Here is a 20929-nt window from a genome sequence, read left to right as displayed (position 1 = left end):
TCAACATCGAGAAAACGCCGCTCAGGGTCACACCGAAGCGGCGTTTTTAGTATGCCCGCCACACGTCCTCATCACACCATGCTGCCGCCCATGCTCACCCGCTCGCTCAAGCCCCTTGCTCTCTTCCCGCTGGCCCCGCTGGCCCTGCTGCTGGCCGCCGGCCCTGCCATCGCGTCTCTGATCGACACGGCGGAGCCGCCTTCGAGCCATGTGGGAAGCTCGCCGGGGCAGCACTTTCTGGATGATGTGGCGACGGGGATCAGCCTGCTGCCCGTAGAGGATGGGGTGGTCTGGCTGCATATCAGCGTAAAGGAGCGCACGCTCTCCGTGGTGCGCGGCCGGCGCGTGATCCATGAGATCCCCCACTTTGCCATCGGCATCAACGGCGCCGTCGACCTGCGCACCCGGGGCAGCGCCATGACGCCGAAGGGGGAGTTCCGGGTCGAACGGATCAACCCCAACAGCCAGTACGCCACCTTCATCGGCATCAACTACCCGAACCCGCGCGTGGCCGACCAGGCCCTGTCGGAGGGGCTCATCACCGAGGAGGAGGCCGAGCGGATTCGCCGTCACTACGAGCAGCACCGCCTCTCCTACCCCAATACCGCCCTGGGGGGCGACATCGGCATCCATGGCCTGGGCAACCGCGACCCCTTCCTGAATCGGCGGGTCGACTGGACCGAAGGCTGCCTGGCCGTCGAGAACGATCAGGTGCACCTGCTTCACTCACTGGTGGAGATCGATACGCCGGTGCTGATCCAGTAGGTCCGCAGAATCAGCCCGCCGCGGCCGGGGTGGCCGCATGCAGGCGCCCGGCGGCCTCCTCGAGCTCCTGGACGATGCGTTCCATCACCGCGATTCTCGCCTCCAGGTAATCCTGGGCCTCATCGTCGGTGGCATGGCGGCTATCCAGCACCGCCTGGCTGCCGGCGCTCTTCAGGGCCAGGGCCAGGGCACGCAGGGTGTCGGCGGTGCGGTGGGCCTGGGCGGCATTCTCCCGTTCGGCGTCGGCACCGTGGCGGAAGAAGATCGGCACCACGCTGTCATCGGCATCGAAGGCGATGGCGTCGCGCAGGGCGAGGGTCGGCGAGTCGTAGCCGCATCCGGTGCCGCTGCCATTGCCGGCACTGTCGCGGACGAGGTGCCCGGCGTGGTCGAGGATGCGCCACTCGAAGGGCTCGTCACCGTACACCTCGATGCAGCCGGCTTCATACGGGCGGTCAATGCGGTGCTGGATGTTCATCTGGGTGGCCTCCCTATGGGGACTCTGCGCCGGTTCCATGGCGGCGCAGGGCGCTGGTCATCAGCATGGGTCCAGCATAACCGCCTGCCGGGCTCGCCGCCTTGACCTGGCACACCTGCATCGGCTTCTGCCGTTTACACCAGCTTCAGGGGCTCGATATCCCGGAAGATGCCGGTCCTGGTCATGTCGCGGCGCAGGGTGAAGGCCTCCATGGCGGCCACCGGATCCACCTGGTCGAGGCGGTCGAAGTGGATCCTGCCCCACTGCTCCCGGCTCACCTTGACGCTGTAGAGATACTGGTCGCGCTGTCCGCCGGTGGCCGTATCAGGCACCTGGCGATAGCCGGAGACGCGAGCCTCCACCACGGCGGGCAGGCGGGCAAACACCGCCCCCAGCACCCGAAAGGCGATGCCGTGTACATGGTCGCGGTAGAGCTCGCGCTGGCGGGTGGCGCCGAGCTTGCGCGGGCTGAGCCTGAGCTGCTTGGGGGGCATGCCCCAGTAGCGGTCGGGCATCTCATCCTCGCCGGGCAGGTCGATATCCACGGCGATGGTACGCACGTCGCTGCCCAGATCGAAGTCGATCAGCGTCTCGCGGGGCCAGTCGATCTCCTCCAGGCGCTCGCGCAGCGTCAGCTCCATGGCCTCCGGATCGTCCCACACCCCTTCACTTTCACGCAGGTGGCGGGAGAATTCCGCCGCGTCGTGCTCCGCCTTTCGCCACTCCCAGGCCCGGTAACACTCGTCGAACTCGGCGCGCCGCCGGCGATTCTCCTCCTCGAGGCGACGCCTGGCCGGCGACCACAGCGCATGCCGCCAGTCGGAGGGCTGGGGCTGGAACGGCGGCGGAGGCGGCTCGGCAAAGTCACGCGTGACATAGCCCCCCGATTCGGGTGGCGGCGTGTCCTCGTGAAGCCGCCCCAGGCGGTCGAGATCGGCATTGAGCCGCTCGCAGTGGGCACGAAGCTGTTCGCGCAGGGAGTCTTCGGCGTGTCGGCGCAGCACCCGGGCCTCGGCGTTGGAGATGGGCGACCCATCGGCGTGGAAGTAGCTGACCTGGCCGCCCCGCCCCACCTCCAGCTGCACCGGCAGGCTGCCGCCTGCGGCAAGCAGTGCTTCCAGTGCCGCCGCCTTGCTTGATGCCGTCGCCCCCGAGCCGACCTCGCCCTGTCTGTCGGCACCGCCGTTAGCGGTGAGCTTGGTGCGGTAGGCAAGCCCGGTGCCGGGAATCCCCGCATGGCCGTGCACCCCGCTCGGCCCCATGCTCAGGCTGGCGCCGCGCGGGCCCACCGAGAGCCCCAGGCCGCGCTTGCCGAGGTTGAGGCGCACCCCGGGCGCCAGACGAATACGGCGCTGAAAACGAAAGGCCATCTCTACTCCCTGTCCCTGTCACCATCACAACGGCCATGCCGGGTTGCCCCAGCACTCCAACAAGAAAATCTCACCTTGCCAACGCGTCTGCACATCCTTTTCGACAACCCCGAGAAACAATACGGCTTCATGGCCATGGCCAACCATCCGGAGACGACCTGGAACGGCACCCTGACCGAGGTGAACCAGCTCAGCGCCCGCCAGTGGCACTCTTGAAGCACGCCTCTCCCCTGAATAGCCAGGGCTCGCTCATCGCTCCCGGGCGTCCGCCGGCGAGGGCTCGGGCTCCATGGAAGCGCCCACCTCAAGCCTGGCACGCTCGAGCATCTCGGCGGGCAGCTCCTTCTTGACCGCAACGCCCAGTTCCTGGAACTCGCCGGCCTGCTTGATCAGGTTGCCCTTGCCGTTGACCAGCTGACCCAGCGCCCTGTCGTAGCTGACCCGGGCGCCGTCGAGCTTTCTCCCTACGTCCTGCATGCTCTCCAGGAAGGAGCCCAGCTTGTGATAGAAGCGCTCCGCCTTTCTGGCCAGTTCGGCGCTGTGGCGGCTCTGGTTCTCGAAGCGCCACAGCTGACTGACGATGTTGAGGCTGGTGAGCAGCGTGATGGGCGTGGCCACCAGCACGTTGCGCTCGATGGCCCGCTGGTAGAGGGTGCTATCGTGGCGCAGCGCCTCGATATAGGCCGACTCCACCGGGATGAACATGATCACCACCTCGGGGGAGTTGAGCCCCGGCAGGTCGTAGTAGTGCTTGTCGGCCAGTTCCTCGATGCGCGCGCCCACCGCCCGGGCGTGAGCCGCCAGCGACTGCTGGCGGGTCAGCTCATCCTCGGCGTTGACGTACTCCAGGTAGGCGGCGAGAGAGGTCTTGGCATCGATCACCAGATGGCGCCCCTGGGGCAGATAGACCAGCGCATCCGGACGGCGCTTGCCCTCCTCGGTAGTGAAGCTCCTCTCGCGCTGGTAGTCCTCGCCCGGGCGCAGGCCGGCGCTGTCGAGGACGTTCTCCAGCATCAGCTCGCCCCAGTTGCCCTGCACCTTCTTCTGGCCCTTGAGCGCCTCGGTGAGGCGCGCCGCCTGGTCGGTGATGTCGCGGTTGAGCTGCTGCAGATGCTTGAGTTCGGTGGTGAGGCTGGCCCGCTGCGCCGTCTCCTGGGTGTGCAGGGTCTCCACCTTCTCGCGAAAGCCCTTCATTTCCTCCTGGAAGGGCTTGAGCAGCCCCAGCAGGTTGCGCTCGGAGAGCGACGAGAAGGCCTTGCCCTTCTGCTCCAGCAGCTCGTTGGCCAGGTTCTCGAACTCCACCCTGAGCTGCTGCTTGCTCTGCTCCATCCACTGCAGCTGGCGGCTGAAGCTGGCCTCCTTCTCCTCCAGGCGGCTGGTCAGCTCGCCGTGGGTCTGCCTCAGCGCGTAGTAGGCCGCGCGGAAGTGCTCGACCTCCCGCGCCCGGGCGGCCACGGCCTCCCGCTGGGTCTCCAGCTCTCCCTCGGCCACCTGCAGCGCCACGGTCTGCTCACGGGCCTCCAACTGCTGGGCATGCAGCTCGGCGCGGGTGGCATCGAGCGCGTCGCGGACGGCCCTGAGCCCGCCTCGGCCCAGGGCGAAGCCCCCTGCCGCACCGAGCAGTAGGGTAACCAGAACGATGAGGGCGAGTTCCAGATCGATGGGCATTCAGGGCTCCGGATGTGCTCTTCTGGATCAGCAGGCGCCTCGGATATGATGAGAGGCTGATATTCAATGAACTGCGAGTCTACCCTTATCTTCCCCGGACCGGGAAAACCCGGAGGCATGTCCTGATGGTGAAGGCAGTTTCAGCCTAGCCGATTGACCTTGCCTATATGAGCCGATAATGATCCTTATTGGCCGTCCGGCGGCGTCTCTGCCATGATATCGGGTGTTCTTGAGGATGATTCCCCAACCACCCACCAAGGAGGTGCGACAATGCCGCATACCCTGCCCGACCTCAGCTATGCCTACGATGCCCTGGAACCGCATATCGATGCGCTGACCATGGAGATCCATCATTCCCGTCACCACCAGACCTACGTCAACAACCTGAACGCCGCCCTCGAGGGCACCGGCCTCGAGGAGGTGCCGGTTGACGAGCTGCTCGCCAACCTGGATCGCGTGCCGGCCGACAAGCGCCAGGCCGTGATCAACAACGGCGGCGGCCACTCCAACCACAGCATGTTCTGGCAGATGATGTCGCCCGACGGCGGTGGCTCGCCCAAGGGCCAGGTCGCCCAGGCCATCGACAAGGAGCTCGGCGGCTTCGACACCTTCAAGGAGGCCTTCACCAAGGCCGCCCTGGGCCGTTTCGGCAGCGGCTGGGCGTGGCTCTGTGTCTCCCCGCAGAAGACGCTGGTGGTGGAAAACTCCCTGAACCAGGACAGCCCTCTCTCCAACGGCAACACCCCGGTGCTGGGCCTGGACGTCTGGGAGCACGCCTACTACCTGAAATTCCAGAACAAGCGCCCGGACTACGTGGCCGAGTTCTTCAACGTCATCGACTGGGACGAAGTGGAGCGCCGCTACCAGGCCGCCATGGCCTGATGAGTCGCTGACTCGTCCCACAGAGGACCCAGGCTCTCTGTGAACGTGCATCGCCGCGCCCTCGGGTGCGGCGATGTCGTTTATGCCATCGGCACGACTTCCAGTGCCTCGACGGGGCCGAACCACTGCTGGAGCAGACCGCGCTGCTCGCCGAGCAGGATGGCCAGGTAGCTGGCCAGCGGATGGTCTGCCGGCAGGCCCGCGGCGTGGTCGCGAAGCGAGGCCTGGAGGGGGTACTGCTCCGCCGGCAGCTGCTCGCCGCTGGCCTGGCTGGCAAGGAATACCAGCGGCGGAAGCACCAGATGGGTCGCAGCGCTGCCCAATGCATTGTGAAGCCCGGCGGCATCGAAGTCGCCCAAGTAGAGGTGCGCCTTGCCAACGCGTTTCCAGGCCCCGGCCAACCTGGCGAAGGCGCCGCCGTAGTGGCGATCACCGCGGTAGAGCACCAGCGGGCGGTACCAGCCTGCCTGCGCTGATATCACCGGGTCGAAGGCATAGAAGCCGTCGAGGTTCTCTACCTGGATCAGCACGTCGAAGGCATCCAGTGAGATATCCCGCCAGTCGAGGTCGAGGACGTCACGAGGGCGGCTCACCAGGCCAGGCCGCGAATCCTCTGCGGGCAGGCTGGCCAGCACGCGATGCTCCCGCGGATTCTCGCGAACGCTCTTGTGCTCGAGATTCCCGAGCCGCGCCTGCTCGGCGCTGGTCAGCCCGGCCAGGGAGTTCTCGAGGCGGGGATGGCCCAGGGCGGCCAGGGTGTCATTGATCCGGTCGAGCAGGTCGCGATCCAGGCGCAGGCGGCCATGGGTCAGCCGCGGGCCGGGCTCGATATCGTGGGCCTCACACCAGGCGACAATCTCATCCACCACCTTGCTGCGCATCTTTTCCATATCGGGCCGGGTGCGCAGCTTTTGGGTAGCTTCGCGGAGCAGGATGCGGGCGCGAGGTGAGAGATGCATAAGTTTTCCTCTGTCTTCCAGGCGCCTGCGGTGGCATTCGCGCAGACGCACGACACGGCTCTCTTTCAAAAGGCGTTATCTCCGCCACTGAAAGGTAAGGATGTCATACGGCGGGGTTCGCTCCGGGTCGTACTCTGGGCTGATTTCGTGTTGTTACAATCTGATCCTTTCATCAAACTTTGCCAAGGGACACCTGATACCAAGGCCTTGTGACGCCCGCTTGATAGTGCTCAAGCTTCAATTGCCCACGAGACAGGATTCTTCATGCTCCCTGCCAATCGACCCCTTTCGCCGATCGCTTCCTCGGCTCACGGCACCTGTTGCTGCGGTTCGCTACTGCGGCAGGGTTTCCATGAGCGCATGATGGCGGAGATCAGCCGCCGTCACTTCCTGGGCGGCAGGGCCGCCCCGACGTCTCAGTTCTGATCAGAGACTGGTGGCTGGTTCGAACATTCGTGGCAACCTCAATCGGCGATTCGACACTCAAGGCATCGCAGCCAGTGTCAGGAAGGCTCCAAAAATCACCAGGTGGAGACCCCCCTGCAGGATCGTCGTACGACCCATGGCTAGGGAAAGAGTTGCCACAAACAGTGTCAACAGCAGCAGCACGATATGCTCTGCCTCCAGGCCTAGTGTCAGCGGTTGACCCATTGCAATAGACAGGACGGCGACCGTGGGAATGGTCAGGCAGATACTGGCCATTGCCGAGCCTAGCGCCATGTTGAGACTGCTTTGAATGCGGTTGGCGCAAGCGGCACGCAGCGCAGCCATGCCCTCGGGCAGTAGGACTGTCATGGCGATCACCACCCCGACAAGTGCAGCGGGTAGACCGGCACGTGCCACCGCATGCTCGACTGACGGGGCGAGGGTCTCGGCCAGCAGCACGACGGCGATGAGTGCAACCGGAAGTAGAACGAGCGCGGCACTCATCTGCTGTCGCCCCGGCTTGTGATCGGAGGATGTCTCCAGTCGCGGATCGCTGAAATCCCCACGATGGCGCACCGTCTGTACAAACAGGAACAGGCCATAAAGCGCAAACGACACGATCGCCACAAACACTAATTGCGGCGTGGCGTAAACGGGACCCGGTACCGCAACCGTGTAATTGGGCAACACCAGGGCAAGCACGGCGACCGTGGCCAACACGGCAAGCGCCCCTACGGCACCCCGTGCAATAAACTCCTGTTCGCGAAAACGCAGTCCTCCAACCAGCAGGCACAGCCCAACGATGCCGTTCAACACGATCATGATGGCCGCAAAGACCGTATCGCGAGCGATTTCACTGGTTCCCGCCGGCGCCGCAAGCAGGACCGAGACGATGAGCGCGACCTCGATGACCGTCACGGCAAGCGCGAGAATAATGGCGCCGTATGGATCCCCCAGCCGATGCGCAATCGTTTCGGCGTGATGTACGGCCGCCAGGACCGAGGCGAATAATAGTATGGCCGCAACTGGTACAAGTAGCCCGGGAACAGACCCCGACCACAAGGCGATTAACGCCGCCGCTACCGCCAGGGAGATAATCGGCACCAGCGCTGACCAGAGTGGAACGGGGAGGTATTTGTGTGCTGCGATCATTCAGCTGGTACCCTTTTCAAGCTTTGGCGCACCTCCAAGCAGGATGGTAGCGCTGGCCGTTGGCAGGTTTTGAACAGAAAGCCCGGATCGCTGGGAGATGCGCCGGGCTTTTCAGGAAATTAGTCGTCAGTCGTAGTCGGACGAGCCAACAACTGACCTTCGCTTCCCCGAAGCTCTAGCATGCCGTCTGCATCGATATCGAATCCCTCGATGCCCGACAGTACGCGCTTGAACTCTTGCTCCTGAGCCATGATCTCTTCACTGCAGAGCATCATGGTCCCGGCAATATTTGAGAGTTCCAGGCGTTCCCCGGTCAGGGTGTAAGGGGCATTAAAGCGATTGCATGAGGAGGAACCTGCCACAATGCCATCCTCCGGGAGGAATTGGATTGTCATGCTGGGCTCGCTTAGTGGTGCTTGGCCGTCAAGCATGGTGACCTTCCAGGCATGCTTGGCAAGCAGGTCACTTGGTTGGCCCGCACACCCATGTAATACGCCTTGCGGACTGGCCAACGATGCGGAATACGGATGCGGCATGCCGGTCATGCTGTCATTACACACTTCACTGCGAATGTTAAGCGATACGGCGAGCTCGTCACCTGCTGCCCGATAGCGCGTCACTGAAACGCCTCGATGGGCATTCACTACCGGTGCTGTCCGCGTGGTTGCCCCGTATTCGGTGATCAATGTCAACTGGTCGCCCTCGATGGACGCAATCCAGGGTGGTTCATTACCGGTTGCGTGAACGGGATCTGTCGGTGTCATGTCGATGGTGCACTCAGGCAGAGTCTCACCTCGCACGGTGACATCGGCCCGGGCCCCCTTGTTGAAGAGTGATGCACTCGGATCACCCGTTGATTCATAACGCACGCCTGAGGCAGCGGGCACCCGGCGGAGTGTGAAGTCCTCCGCACCAACTTGCATCACAAGATGCTCACCGATCGTATCGAAAACTACCTCAGTACCACCGCAATCCATGGCAGTGCCATAGTCCCTCACATCGAACGGCCGGAGTAATAGCTCACCCACATCCACAGGAGTTGATGAGGGGAATACAGTGACAGGCTCGCTGGCCCGAATGATGCGCCCGTCCAGTTCCAGACCGGCCTTCAATTCGAATACTGCTGGCGAACCGGTGAACGAAGCCGCTTCAAGCTCAAAGGGGATCGGGATCTGTCGACCATCGAAGGTTTCCTCCATGCTCGCGATACTGCCGAAACCATCAGGCGTAAACGCCTTGAGCTCGACAATGGCCCGAGTTTCGGGCGGCATGGCAATACGTTCGAGATACACCAGACTCCCCGAGACGCGAAGGGGACTGTCGTCAGTGTTTCGCACAGCCTCAGCGGAGCATCCAAGAAGCGAAATTGACACAGCGGTCGTCAACAAGATGGATTTCATCGAGAGACCCTATCCAGGTGAGGTTTGATGATGGCGTTGCTGCTCGCCAACTAATCATGCTCGTGATCGTCTTGTGCAATTTACCTAGCTGGCACGGAAAAGAAAAATGACAGCCATTTATCTTTTAGTCTCGAGGTACACCTGCTGACACAGGATTCAGGAACTACTCGCCATGGATGAAAACTTATCCACCGGGACTCCCGCGTGCAATGACCTGCTGGGTCGCTAATCATGCATTCAGCTGAAGGATGGCGTCGTGGATCAGCCGCAGGTGGTTGAAGGGGCTGGCCTGGGTCTCCTGCTGATGCAGCCGGAAGGCGCGCTGCTCCCCCCGCGGCAGCCCCTGGTACTCGGCGATCACCTGGAACAGCCAGATCTCCTCGCCCCACTCGAACTCGCTCTCCTGCAGGTACTCGAGCGCGCTACGCGGCTCACCGCCGCCATCCACCACCGCGAGATAGAAACGCTCCACGTCCTCCTTGAGCGCCTGATGGCGAGCGGCGACGAGGGTAGCCTCCTGAATCTGCGCGGCGCCGGCGGCGGTCACCGGCTCGGGGCGCGTCACGGGCCTGGGCAGGCGGTGAAGCAGCTCGGCCAGGGTGCGGGTATCGGTATCGTGGTCCAGGGCGGCGGCCCCGGCGGCGATCAGCGGCGCGGCACGGTTGACCAGCGCCGGCACCTCGCTGCGCCGGGCGTAGTTGCCGGGCACGAAGCCGGGATGCTCGCGCAGGAAGGCGGCCATGCCGGCCACCAGGCGGCTGCGCGCCTGCTGCTGGCGGAAGCGAGCCAGCAGCTCGATCATCCGTCGCTGCACCTCGCGCAGGCTGGTGTAGTGGCGGCTGAGCTGGTGCTGCAGGCCGCTCACCAGGAGCTTGCGCAGGGCGCCGTCGCCCCCCACCAGCTCGATCAGCTCGGTGAAGTCGATCAGCGCCAGGCCGTCGAGCAGGCGCACGATCTGCTTCTGGGCCCGCTCGTTCTCGCGGATCTTGTCGCCCAGCCGGCTGACGAAGCCGAAGTCGCTGTTGAGGCGCTGCCACAGGCTGTCGATGGCGTCGGCGAAGCGGCCGTTGAGGTCGTCCACCTCCTGGCGCAGGCGCAGCAGCTGTTGCTCCTGGCGCCAGTAGTCGCCGGCATCGCGGGCCTCGCGGTAGCTCTGCACCAGGCTGCGCAAAAGCTCCAGGGACTCGGCGACGTCGGCGTTGACATGGCGGCGGGTCTCGTCGGCCAGCATCTCGGCAATTAGCTCGCGCACCTTGGGTGCGAGCTTGACTCCGCCCTGCTCGTCCGGGCGCCACAGGATCCGCGCGGCGAGAAGCCGGTTCAGCGCGGTCTTGCTCAGCCCGGCCAGCGGCACCTCGTCCCGGGCGTAGCCGGCCATCAGCGTCTCGGCGTGCTTGCCGAGCAGCGCCAGCCGCTCGGTGCCGGTGCTGATCAGCCGGCTCTCCAGGGCGTAGGGGTCGCCGGTGCCCCCCGTCACAGCAGGCTCTCCTGGCCGGCCGGCGCCTGGTCGTCGATGGGCAGGTGCTCCTCGTCGCGGATGAAGCGCACCAGGTCGATCAGATAGTCGATCTTGGCGGTGACCACGTAATACTGGCGGTCGGCGTGGGGCTGGAGCAGGTAGCCGTGCTCCCTGAGCCGCTTGAAGACCTGCTTGATCTGGGCATCGAGCTGATCGCTCTGGGAACCGAAGAAGGGGTCGGTGGCGAGGCGCTCGAGGCGCTCGCGCAGACCCTGGTTGTCCTCGCAGCGCGAGCTGAAGTCGGCGGGCTTGAGCACGTCCCCCGCGGAGGCCAGGCCGTCGCGCCCCAGGGTCTCCTGGACCAGCTGCAGCCACTCCAGAAGCGGCAGCAGGCTTGCGACCGTCTCGGCCAGCTGCCGGGAGAGCTGCTCCCGGGCGGCCTCGTCGAGCACTCGCCAGGCCAGGAAGTAGACGCTGCCCTCATCGCTGGTGGCCAGGCGGCGGTTGAGCGGGCGCAGGTAGGCATCGAGCCGCTCGCGGGTCGCGTCGTCCTCGAGCCGGCGGAAGGCGCTCTCGTCGCTCACCGCGCAGATGAACTCGCCGGCCAGCAGGCGTTCGAGCAGGGGGCCCAGCTCGACCATGGCACGCTCCGCCATCGCCCCCTCCGGCATGGCGCCTTCGCTGTGGATCACGTCGCTCATGAGGCGGCCTCCTCTGCGCGGTCCTGCAGGCGCTGGGCCAGACGGCTCAGGCGCGGCTCGATGCGCTTCAGGAGGCGCCTGTCGGGGGCAGCCTCGTCACGGTCGATCAGGTAACGGTTGTGGAACAGCAGCAGAACGTCCGACTCCGGGTTGGGGAAGGCACCGACGATATGGATACGGTTGTTGTCACAGGCGTCGAACAGCTTCTCGACGTTGTGATAGGCCAGGGTGCCGATCTCGTCGATGGGCCAGTGGATGGCGATCTCGGCCTGGCCCCGCAGCAGCCGGGTGAAGGCGAGCAGGAACTTGCACAGGATCAGGTAGGCCATGCCGTGGCTGGAGGACTCCAGCAGCTGGCGGTCGTTACGGATCACCAGATCGGTGCCGCCCTCGTTGAGGTGCAGCTCCAGGCGCAGCAGGCTCTCGAAGCTGTACTGCTGGTCGCTGCGCAACAGTTCCACCACGTCGGCCAGGGCATCGAGGTAGTCGTCGCCGGGCAGCGGCTGGCCGGACTCCCGCCACTCCCGGTAGCGCTGGGCGAAACGCTTGAGCGGCTCCCAGAAGCCCAGCTCGTCGATGGTGGACTGGATCTTCACCTCGGCGCGGCCGATGCCCTCCAGCCGGAGGTCGTCGGCCACCTCGTCGGAGAGCCGCCGGCTCTGGGCGTTGATGCGCCGGTTGAGGTCGCGGAACACGGTGAAGAACTTGTCGAGGTCGTCACTGAGGTTGCGCCCCTCCTGCAGCAGCTGCTGCTGCTGGCCCTCGAGCAGCTGGAGCATGTCGCGCAGCACCCCGAGCAGGCGGCGCGGGCCGCGATCCTCGAGCTTGCCGCGCTCGGCCTCCAGGGCGTCCTGGAAGTCGGCGCTGACCCCCTTGACCAGCTCGACCTCGATCTTCTCGCAGCCGCGGCGCAGCTCGTCGAGCTGGCGGGCGTGGTCGGCCAGCGCCTGGCGGGCGCGCTCGATGCGCTCGGCGGCATCGCCCGGTACCTCGCCGCGGGGCTCGGCGGCGGACGCCAGCGCCAGGTCGGCGAGCCTGTCGAGCAGCGGCACCAGGATCTCCACCAGCGCCTGCTCGGCGTCGCATCGGACCTTGAGCTCGCCCATCGCGGCCTGGTGCGCCTGGCTGGCCGCGCGGAAGTCGGCCCGGTGCTGCTCGCGCTCGCGCTCCACCGCCTGGCGCTCGCGGGCGAGCGACGCCTCCTTCTCCACCAGCCGGGGCTTGCGCTCGCCCCACTCCACGCGCATGAAGCGGGCGTACTCGTCGAGCTCCTCGCGACGCGCCTCGGTCGCACGGATGCGCTTGCCAAGCGCCTCGAGGCGGATACGGGTCTCGTTAAGGCGTACGGTGTCGACGCCCTGCTCGGCCAGCTCGCGGTCGAAGGCGGCCTGCAGCTCCTCGCGCTGGCGGCGGTTCTCCTCCTTGAGCTCGCCGAGCTGACGACGGTATTGCTGGATCTGCTGCTCGAAGCCGGACAGCCGGCCCTGGTAGTCGGCGGTCAGCTCGAGGCCCTGGGCGCGGTGGGTCTCCGCCAGCGCCGCCAGGGCACCCTGTCGCTCCTCGCTCAACGCCTGCTGGGTCGCCTGCTGCTCCTCCAGGGCCGCGCGGCAGGCGGCCTGGCGGGCCTGCTGGGCGCTGGCGTGGCGCTCCTGGCACTGGCGGCGGGCCTGCAGGGCGTACTCCACCTCCTCGCCGGCGCGGCGGCTGGCGCTGCGAGAGCGATCGAGACGCGCGGTGGCTTCCTGCACAGACTCATGGCGCGCCTTGAGGGCCTTCTCCGCCGCCAGGACCGCCGCCTGGGCCTCGCCGAGCGCCTGCTCGGCGGCCTCGATCTCGACCAGCAGGCTGGCCTCGTCCTGGGCGTAGTCGGGCAGCGCGATGGCGGCCAGGTCCAGCGAAAGCCCGAAGAGGTCGGCGCTGGCCTCGTCGTTGAACTGGGGCGCCAGGTCGCGGCGTTCGAGCAGCGCCGGGGCGATCACCTTGCCCAGGGTCTGTTCCCAGCCCGGACGATGATGGCGCAGGAAGTGGCGCAGGCTGCCCTGGGCGGGGTCGCGCTGCTCTCGCAGCGTCTCCAGGTGCGCCTCGGCTCGGGAGCGCTGCGCGCGGGCCAGTTCCAGGTCGCGTTCGGCGGCCTCCCGCGCCTGCCGGCGTTCCTCGAGCTCGCTGCGCAGGCTGTCGACCGCCGCCGTGGCGGCCTGCTGCTCGCTGCGAGCCTGATCGACCCGCGCCTGGGAGAGCTCGGCCTCGCGGGCCTCCTCCGCGGTCTGGGCGGTGTGGGCCAGCTGCACCTTGAGCTCGGAGAGCCGGGCGGTGCCCTGCTCCAGGCGGCTGCGGTAGTCGTCATCCAGGGCCTGACGGCGGGCCTGATAGTCGGCCTCCAGCCGGTTCTCACCCTCGCGCTGGGCCTCGCGGGAGGCCTCCTTGTCCTCGCCCAGGGCGTCGATCAGCGCCTGGATCTCGTCGCGGCGCTGCTCCAGCAGATCGCCCAGCTCCACCAGGCGGGCCTCCAGCCGCGCCTTGCTCGCCTGGAACGCCTGCTCCATGAGCTCGAGGTGGTCGCGCAGCTGTTGCTGCTGCTCGCGCCACTGGGGCAGCGCCTTGAGGTCCTGCTCGAGGCCCGGCATGTCGGCCTCTTCAAAGGCTTCGAAGCGGCGCTGCAGGTCGTCCAGGTCCCCGCGGGTCTTGTCCAGCTCGCTGTCGAGCTCGCTTGCGCGGTCGTTGAAGGCGTCGCGGGTCTCGCGGTAGGCCTGCTCGCGGGCCTGGAAGTCACGCTGGCGCTGGCCCAGCTGCGCTTCCAGATCGGCCTGGGTGCGTTCGGCGCTATGGCGGTCGGCCTCGAGCTGGGGCCTGAGCTGCCACAGCGAGGCCTCGAGGTCGGCGAGCTCGCGGTCGAGGCTCTCCAGGGCGGCCAGCGAGCGCTGCAGGGGGGCCAGGCGCATGGACTGGCGCATGCGGGCGATCCACTCCCGCGCCTTGGTATTGCGGATGCGGGTGACCGGCAGCTCGACGCCGTCCTCCTCGAAGATCGCCGCCAGCATGGTCTTGAGGGTGTCCATCTTGCCCTCCTTGGCGTGCACCGCCGAGACCAGCTTCTCCATATGGCGGATGCGCTGCCCCGGGCGCACCAGGCTGAAGCGGGCCGCGACCTGGCGCAGGCGCAGTCCATCGCGGCTGTTGGCCCGGGGCTGGGCATCGCCGACCTGGGTGAAGTCGTTCTGGATCACCGAGCGGTACTCGGAGGTGGCGCCGAGCTTGGATGACAGCGAGACCCCCCGGCGGCGCAGGCCATTGGCCCACTGGGCGTAGTCCAGGGCGGTGACCCCGGCCTCGCTCTCCACCAGGTAGTCCTCGGGCCGATAGGGCGCGCCGACGAAGCGGTACTCCACGCCGCCCTCGCTCCGACGGGTCAGCACCGCCTGGCAAACGTCACCCTCCTCGCGGCGATACTCGTAGACCAGGTAGCTGTTGCGGTGGGGCAGGTAGAAGGCATCGAACTTGAGCCGGGTGCGCGGGACTACCCGGTTGGGCAGCTCACCATAGAACACTGGCAGCAGTCGCTGCAGGGTCGTCTTGCCCGAGGCGTTGGTACCGCAGATGTTGGTGTGGCCATCCACACTGAGCTCGACCACGCCCTCGAGGTGGCCGTGGATCATCACGATGCGTAACAGCTGGGACATGCAGCGTCCTTGATGCTTGCCGATGGGATCGGTACCTGGCGCTCGGCGCCGGGCGATCCTGTGCCTTTTGGGAAACGGCAAAGTATGCTGCAAAGCAGGGGGTGATACAAAGGCGGCAGGGGACGGGCGGGACGTGATCGAGGGGGGAAGAAACGTACGGGTCGGACGGATGGGCCGGCTCAGCCGAAAAGCGTCAGGAGCCCTCCCTGGCCCTGCGCCATCATCAATTCAGACGATGTCGGTCAGACGATATAGGCACGAATCGCGTCGCTGGCGGCGCGCTGTGCCATGGCGGTGGTGGCCCAGAACTCGAGCACTTCGCTGTCCAGAACGATGACTTGGGTGGAAGTTGACATGGCGTGTCTCCTTGGTAGGGAAAATACTATATAACCCAGGATTTTCGACATTTCAATACACGGAATCAATTTCCACACTGTTGCACGACCGTAACGATTTTAACGAAAACAGCTCGTTACGCCAGAATCGCAAACAACATCAGCGAGTTGCCCTCTCCCCATTGAGAGCCATCAGGAGCCAACGTGTCTCAGCGCCTTGCCGCCCAGCGGCTCAGAAACGCCCTGCAGCACCTGCTGATCCTGGCCGGCCTGGCCCTGCTGCTGGCGGTGCCCGGCTACCTGCTGGCGGGCGCCTTCGGGGTGGCCTGGGCCTTCGGCCTGGTGGCGCTGACCCTCTACCTGGGCGGGCGCATCCCGCCACGCCTGGCGCTCGCCCGCGCCAGTGCCGGCCTGCTGCGCCGCCATCAGGCGCCGGCGCTCTATCGGGTGCTGGATATCCTCTATCGCCGCGCCGGGATCCGCGCCGAACCCCAGCTCTTCTACGTGCCGTCGGCGGATCTCAATGCCTTCGCCGTGGGGGACGCCCGCGAGGGGGGCATCGCCCTCACCGACGGCCTGGTGCGCACCCTCGACCTGCGCCAGCTGGCCGGGGTGTTGGCCCACGAGGTGAGCCACCTGCGCCACGGGGATACACGAGTCATGTCCATGGCGGCGACCATGACGCGACTGACCATCTGGGGCGCCTTCCTGGTGCAGCTGGGGCTTCTGCTGATGCTGCCCATGGTGCTGACGGGGGAGCTGCGCATGCCCTGGCTGGAGCTGCTGGTGTTGGCCCTGGCGCCCTCGGCCAGCACCCTGCTGCAGCTGGCGCTGTCGCGCAACCGGGAGTTCACCGCCGATCTCGAGGCCGCCGCCCTGACCCGGGACCCTCAGGGCCTGGCCGCGGCGCTTCAGGTGCTGGAGCGCCGCCAGGGGCTGTGGCTGTCGGCCCTCTTTCTGGCAGGCCGCCCGCCGGGCTGGCTGCGCTGGCTGCAGACCCATCCGCCCACCGACGAGCGCGTCCGTCGGCTGCTCGCCCTGGCCCGGCGCCAGCCGCCGCGGCCACCCTCCTCCCGGCCCTACCGGACCGATGAGGGGCTGGTGGTGGACCGGCCGTCGCCGCTGGGCCACCGTCACTGGCTGGGGCGAAGGCCCGGGCAATAACGCAAGAGGCGACCCCGAAGGGTCGCCTCTTGCTCGAGCAGGGCCACGCTTGCGGGGGCCTTCGCTTACTCGGCCGGCATCTGCTGCTGTTGCATCTGCTCCTGCATCTGGCGCATCTGTTCCTCCTGCTCCTGGGCAAGGCGCTCGAGCTCGTCGCGCTGCTCCGCGGTCAGGGTGGACTGGATGCGGGCCTGCATCAGGGCGCTCTCGGCGGTCATGTCGCCGGTGAGCTGGCCGAGCCGCTCGGCGTCACGGCGAATGGCGGCCTCATCGAACTCCGGGCCGATCTGCTCGTGGATCTGCATCTGCACGCCCTGGGCCTCGGCCTGCAGCGACTGCAGCCGCTCCTGGCCATCGGTCAGCAGCGCGACCAGCTCCTGCTCCTGGCTGTCGTCCAGGCTCACCAGCTCGTCGAGCTGGGCCACCTGCTGCTCGGCGCTGGGCGCGCCCTGAGGCATCTGCTGGGCCACGGCGGGGGCGGCCAGGGCGAAGGTCAGGGCGAGGGCGCTGCTGCCGATCACGGCGAGGGGCTTGGCAAATGTCATGCAATCTCCTGAAAAATCATGGGTATCTATTGACCCTAGCATGCCGCTGGTGGAGATGACACCCCGCACCCCGCGGCGAGTTGCGCTAGAATTCCGTGCCATCTCGAGACAGCAGCGGAGCCATCCCGTTCACCATGAAATACATCGGAGCCCACGTCAGCGCCGCGGGCGGCGTCGATCAAGCGGTGCTGCGCGCCGTAGAGATCGGCGCCAACGCCTTCGCGCTGTTCACCAAGAACCAGCGCCAGTGGAACGCCAAGCCGCTGGATGATGCCACCGTCGAGGCGTTCCGTGCCGCCTGCCGCCGGCACGGCTTCGGGCCGGGACAGATCCTTCCCCACGACAGCTACCTGATCAACCTCGGCCACCCGGAGGCGGAGGGGCTGGCCAAGTCCCGGGCGGCCTTCGTGGACGAGATGCAGCGCTGCGAGCGGCTCGGTATCGACCGGCTCAACTTCCACCCGGGCAGCCACCTGAAAAAGATCGGCGAAGCCGAGTGTCTCGCGCGCATCGCCGAGTCGATCAACGAGGCGCTGGCCCGGACCCGCGGCGTCACCGCGGTGATCGAGAACACCGCCGGCCAGGGCAGCAACCTGGGCTGGCGCTTCGAGCATCTGGCCGAGATCATCGAGCAGGTGGATGACAAGAGCCGAGTAGGCGTCTGCCTCGATACCTGCCACGCCTTCGCCGCCGGCTACGACCTGCGCACCGCCGAGGCGACCACCGCCATGCTCGACGAGTTCGACGCCGTGGTGGGCATCGAGTACCTCAAGGGCATGCACCTCAACGACGCCAAGAGCGAGCTCGGCAGCCGGGTCGACCGCCACCACAGCCTGGGCCAGGGCAATATCGGCCTTGAATGCTTCGCCGCCCTGATGCGCGACCCGCGCACCGATGGCATCCCGCTGGTGCTCGAGACCATCGAGCCGACCATCTGGGCCGAGGAGATCGCCTGGCTGCGCGCTCAGCAGGAGGCCCCATGATTCGCATCCGCCCCTTCCAGCCACAGAAATGGCCATCCAGTTGGACGCCCACGTGATGTATCGGATGCTCTGATCGGGTGCCAAGGCAATTGACCGCCCTCCCCGGGGCGGTGCATGCTCGGCAGGGCATCGAGCCGCAAGACGCTGACACCACAGAGGAAACCAACAATGAAAGGCTTCGTACGCAGCACGCTCGCCGTGGGCATCTCCCTGGCCATGATGGCCTCCGCCAACGCCTCCGAGTTCGCCGACATGGACCCGGTCACCCTGCGCCTGGCCCATGTGGTCAACGAGCAGGACGGCTTCCATATCGCCGCCATGAAGTTCGAGGAGCTCGTGGAGGAGCGCACCGACGGCAAGGTGACCGTGGATCTCTACCCCAACGCCAGCCTGGGCGACGAACGTACCCTCCTCGAGGGCATGCAGATCGGCACCGTGGACATGGGGGTGATCACCAACGGACCGGTGGCCAACTTCGTCGAGGAGATGGCGGTGTTCGAGCTGCCCTTCCTCTTCCCCAGCCCCGAGGCCGCCTATGGGGTGCTCGACGGCCCCATCGGCCAGGAGCTGCTCGACAAGCTGGCGGACGTCAACCTCAAGGGGCTGGCCTACGCCGAGCGTGGCTTTCGCAACCTGACCAACAGCGAGCGACCGGTAGCAACCCCCGAAGACATGGATGGTCTGCGCATTCGCGTGATGGAGAACCCGGTCTACGTGGACACCTTCCGCGAGCTCGGCGCCAATGCCATCCCCATGGCCTGGACCGAGGCGCTCACCGCCATGCAGCAGGGCACCATCGACGGCCAGGAGAACCCGGTCAACGTCATCCACTCCTTCAAGCTCAACGAGACCCAGACCTACATGACCCTGTCGCGGCACACCTACGCGCCGGCGATCTTCGTGATGGGCATGCCGATCTGGAACCAGCTGCCCGAGGCCGCCCAGGAGGTGCTGGTGCAGGCCGCCCAGGAGGCCGCCGAGCATGAGCGGCGGGTGAACGCCGAGATGGAGGCCGAGCAGCTGGCCGAGCTTCGCGAGTCGGGCATGCAGATCATCGACGATGCCGACCTGGAGGCCTTCCAGGCCGCGGTGGCGCCGGTCTACGAGAAGTATGGCGAACAGTTCGGCGACTATCTGGCGCGCATCCGCGAGGCGCTGGAATAAGTGAGCCCGCTTGCGCGCTACCTGCTGCGACCCCTGCAGTTCAGTGAGCGCGCCCTCGACGCCGTCATGCAGCCCGTGGTCTTCGCGGGCATGGCGGCGTTGATCGGCGTGATCACCCTGCAGATCGTCTCGCGGGTCTTCTTCACGGCGGTGGGCTGGACCGAGGAGGTCGCCCGCTTCCTGCTGGTGTGGATCACCTTCCTCGCCGCCACCCTGGCCTTCCAGCGCGGCCGCCATATCGCCGTGACCTTCGTGGTGGACGCCCTGCCCCGGCGCCTGCGCCAGCTCGCACGCCTCGCCGCGGTGCTGGTGGCGTTGGGCTTCATGGTGGCGCTGGTGGTGATCGGCCATCGCTACATGCAGGTGCAGAGCTTCCAGAAGTCCGCCTCGCTACGCCTCTCCATGACCTACGTCTACGCCGTCATCCCGATCGCTGCCGCGATCATGGCCTGGTACGCCCTGGTGGATCTGGTCGAGCTGCTGATCCAGGGGCCGGATGCCGCCCGCGACGATGACAAGGGTGGCAGCGGCAGCGCCGAGGAGCCTCTCCCATGACCGGCGTGCTGTTCCTGCTCTTCTTCCTCTTCATGCTGCTGGGCGTGCCCATCGCCCTGGCCATCGGCGCCAGCACCCTGCTGGCCTTGAACGCCCAGGGCGTGCCGCTGATGGTGGTCACCCAGCAGATGTTCCAGGGCATCAATTCCTTCGCTCTGGTGGCGGTCCCCATGTTCATCCTCGCCGGGGACCTGATGGCCCAGGGCAAGGTGAGCGAGAAGCTTGTCGACTTCGCCGACGCCCTGTTCGGCTTCCTCAAGGGCGGACTTTCCCTGGTCTCGGTGGGCGCCGGCATGTTCTTCGCGGCGATCTCGGGCTCCGGGGCCGCCACTACCGCTGCGGTGGGCTCGAGCCTGGTACCGGAGCTGCGCAAGAAGGGTTACGACCCCGCCTCGGCGGCCAGCCTGATCGCCGCCAGCGGCACCATCGGCGTGGTGATCCCGCCCTCGGTACCGATGATCATCTACGCGGTGATCGCCCAGCAGTCGGTCTCGAAACTGTTCCTGAGCGGCATCGTGCCGGGGATCGCCATGGGCCTGGGGCTCGGCGCCATCGCCATCGTCCAGGCCTACCGCCGCAACTATCCGCGGGGCACCGCGCTCTCGCTTGCCACCATCTGGCGCACCTTCCTCGGCGCCAGCTGGGGGCTCATGACCCCGGTGATCATCCTGGGCGGCATCTTCTCCGGCATCTTCACCCCCAGCGAGGCGGCGGTGGTGGCGGTCAACTACGCCCTGCTGGTGTCGCTGTTCGTCTACCGCGACCTCGGCCTGGCCGACGTCTACCGCATCCTGATCCGCTCGGCCATCACCACCTCGGTGATCATGCTGGTGATCGCCACCTCGGCGGTGCTGAGCTGGACCCTCTCCAGCTGGCAGGTGCCCGGCGCCATCGCCAGCGCGGTGCTGTCGCTCTCCACCGACCCGCTGGTGATCATGCTGCTGATCGTGGCGGTGATCCTGCTGACCGGGGTCTTCATCGAGACCGCCAGCGCCCTGATCATCCTCACCCCGGTGCTCCTGCCGCTGGTCACCCAGCTCGGCATCGACCCGATCCACTTCGGCATCATCATCGTGATGGGGCTGGCCATCGGCATGATCACCCCGCCGGTGGCGATCAACCTCTACGTGGCCTCCTCGGTGACCCAGCTACCGCTGGAGCGCATCACCCGGGCGATCCTCCCCTACCTGCTGGGGCTGATCGCGGTGCTGCTGCTGGTGGTCTACGTGCCGATACTCGCGGGCTG

General features: G+C 66.5%; 18 protein-coding genes. 8 read left to right on the top strand and 10 right to left on the bottom strand.

The genetic code is table 11. The features are described 5' to 3' along the window. The first annotated feature begins 51 nt into the window (after window positions 1–51). A complete protein-coding gene (locus IBX53_RS02020; RefSeq protein WP_290904563.1) occupies window positions 52–765 on the top strand; it encodes a murein L,D-transpeptidase family protein in 714 nt (237 codons plus the stop codon). Window positions 766–775: 10 nt separating this feature from the next. On the opposite strand, the gene IBX53_RS02015 is transcribed toward IBX53_RS02020, so the two are convergent. Continuing rightward, window positions 776–1243: a hypothetical protein gene (locus tag IBX53_RS02015; protein WP_290904561.1), complete on the bottom strand. Its 468-nt coding sequence runs from the start codon at window positions 1241–1243 to the stop codon at window positions 776–778. A 134-nt stretch (window positions 1244–1377) separates the two neighbouring features. Continuing rightward, window positions 1378–2613, bottom strand: a complete 1236-nt coding sequence (locus IBX53_RS02010) for a DUF4236 domain-containing protein (RefSeq protein ID WP_290904558.1) — start codon at window positions 2611–2613, stop codon at window positions 1378–1380. A gap of 75 nt (window positions 2614–2688) precedes the next feature. Here IBX53_RS02010 and IBX53_RS02005 point away from each other — a divergent pair, with 75 nt between their 5' ends. Beyond that, window positions 2689–2829: a hypothetical protein gene (locus IBX53_RS02005; protein WP_290904555.1), complete on the top strand. Its 141-nt coding sequence runs from the start codon at window positions 2689–2691 to the stop codon at window positions 2827–2829. 33 nt (window positions 2830–2862) lie between these two features. On the opposite strand, the gene rmuC is transcribed toward IBX53_RS02005, so the two are convergent. Then, complete coding sequence (rmuC, locus tag IBX53_RS02000; protein ID WP_290904552.1) at window positions 2863–4281, bottom strand: DNA recombination protein RmuC; 1419 nt, start codon at window positions 4279–4281, stop codon at window positions 2863–2865. A gap of 270 nt (window positions 4282–4551) precedes the next feature. Here rmuC and IBX53_RS01995 point away from each other — a divergent pair, with 270 nt between their 5' ends. Next, window positions 4552–5163 (top strand): superoxide dismutase, encoded by a 612-nt coding sequence (locus IBX53_RS01995; RefSeq protein WP_290904548.1) that lies wholly within the window; start codon window positions 4552–4554, stop codon window positions 5161–5163. Window positions 5164–5243: 80 nt separating this feature from the next. Here the strand turns inward: IBX53_RS01995 and IBX53_RS01990 are convergent, their stop codons facing one another. From IBX53_RS01990 to IBX53_RS01965, 6 genes are all read right to left on the bottom strand, one after another. Next, window positions 5244–6122 (bottom strand): hypothetical protein, encoded by an 879-nt coding sequence (locus IBX53_RS01990; RefSeq protein ID WP_290904546.1) that lies wholly within the window; start codon window positions 6120–6122, stop codon window positions 5244–5246. A gap of 483 nt (window positions 6123–6605) precedes the next feature. Then, window positions 6606–7700, bottom strand: a complete 1095-nt coding sequence (locus IBX53_RS01985; RefSeq protein WP_290904538.1) for a hypothetical protein — start codon at window positions 7698–7700, stop codon at window positions 6606–6608. Window positions 7701–7819: 119 nt separating this feature from the next. Then, on the bottom strand, window positions 7820–9100 hold the full coding sequence (locus IBX53_RS01980) for an META domain-containing protein (RefSeq protein ID WP_290904533.1): 1281 nt from the start codon (window positions 9098–9100) through the stop codon (window positions 7820–7822). 229 nt (window positions 9101–9329) lie between these two features. Then, complete coding sequence (locus IBX53_RS01975) at window positions 9330–10577, bottom strand: hypothetical protein (protein ID WP_290904531.1); 1248 nt, start codon at window positions 10575–10577, stop codon at window positions 9330–9332. Continuing rightward, complete coding sequence (locus IBX53_RS01970) at window positions 10574–11200, bottom strand: hypothetical protein (protein WP_367171535.1); 627 nt, start codon at window positions 11198–11200, stop codon at window positions 10574–10576. Before IBX53_RS01970 ends, IBX53_RS01975 begins: the two co-directional genes overlap by 4 nt. Before the next feature lie 56 nt (window positions 11201–11256). Beyond that, the gene (locus IBX53_RS01965) at window positions 11257–14937 is read right to left on the bottom strand and encodes an ATP-binding protein (RefSeq protein WP_290904523.1); all 3681 of its coding nucleotides are present in this window, start codon (window positions 14935–14937) and stop codon (window positions 11257–11259) included. Between the two features lie 539 nt (window positions 14938–15476). On the opposite strand from IBX53_RS01965, the gene IBX53_RS01960 reads away from it, so the two are divergent. Continuing rightward, the gene (locus IBX53_RS01960) at window positions 15477–16436 is read left to right on the top strand and encodes a zinc metalloprotease HtpX (RefSeq protein ID WP_290904518.1); all 960 of its coding nucleotides are present in this window, start codon (window positions 15477–15479) and stop codon (window positions 16434–16436) included. Between the two features lie 65 nt (window positions 16437–16501). Here IBX53_RS01960 and IBX53_RS01955 read toward each other — a convergent pair whose 3' ends face one another. Next, complete coding sequence (locus IBX53_RS01955; RefSeq protein ID WP_290904514.1) at window positions 16502–16981, bottom strand: Spy/CpxP family protein refolding chaperone; 480 nt, start codon at window positions 16979–16981, stop codon at window positions 16502–16504. A gap of 134 nt (window positions 16982–17115) precedes the next feature. Between IBX53_RS01955 and nfo the strand changes: the two genes are divergently transcribed. From nfo to IBX53_RS01935, 4 genes are all read left to right on the top strand, one after another. After that, window positions 17116–17964 carry a deoxyribonuclease IV gene (gene nfo, locus IBX53_RS01950; protein ID WP_290904511.1) on the top strand — a complete coding sequence of 283 codons (849 nt, stop codon included), beginning with the start codon at window positions 17116–17118 and terminating at the stop codon, window positions 17962–17964. Between the two features lie 168 nt (window positions 17965–18132). Further along, complete coding sequence (locus IBX53_RS01945; RefSeq protein WP_290904508.1) at window positions 18133–19128, top strand: TRAP transporter substrate-binding protein; 996 nt, start codon at window positions 18133–18135, stop codon at window positions 19126–19128. Between the two features lie 66 nt (window positions 19129–19194). Continuing rightward, window positions 19195–19683: a TRAP transporter small permease gene (locus IBX53_RS01940; RefSeq protein ID WP_290904679.1), complete on the top strand. Its 489-nt coding sequence runs from the start codon at window positions 19195–19197 to the stop codon at window positions 19681–19683. Then, window positions 19680–20929: TRAP transporter large permease (locus IBX53_RS01935; protein WP_290904505.1), on the top strand; the 1250-nt coding region annotated here is incomplete at its 3' end. The genes IBX53_RS01940 and IBX53_RS01935, both read left to right, overlap by 4 nt.

It is taken from the genome of Halomonas sp. (assembly GCF_014859505.1).
Classification (GTDB): Bacteria; Pseudomonadota; Gammaproteobacteria; order Pseudomonadales; family Halomonadaceae; genus Halomonas.
The sequence above is the reverse complement of the archived record's forward strand: the minus strand, read 5'-3'. Positions and strand labels throughout refer to the sequence as shown.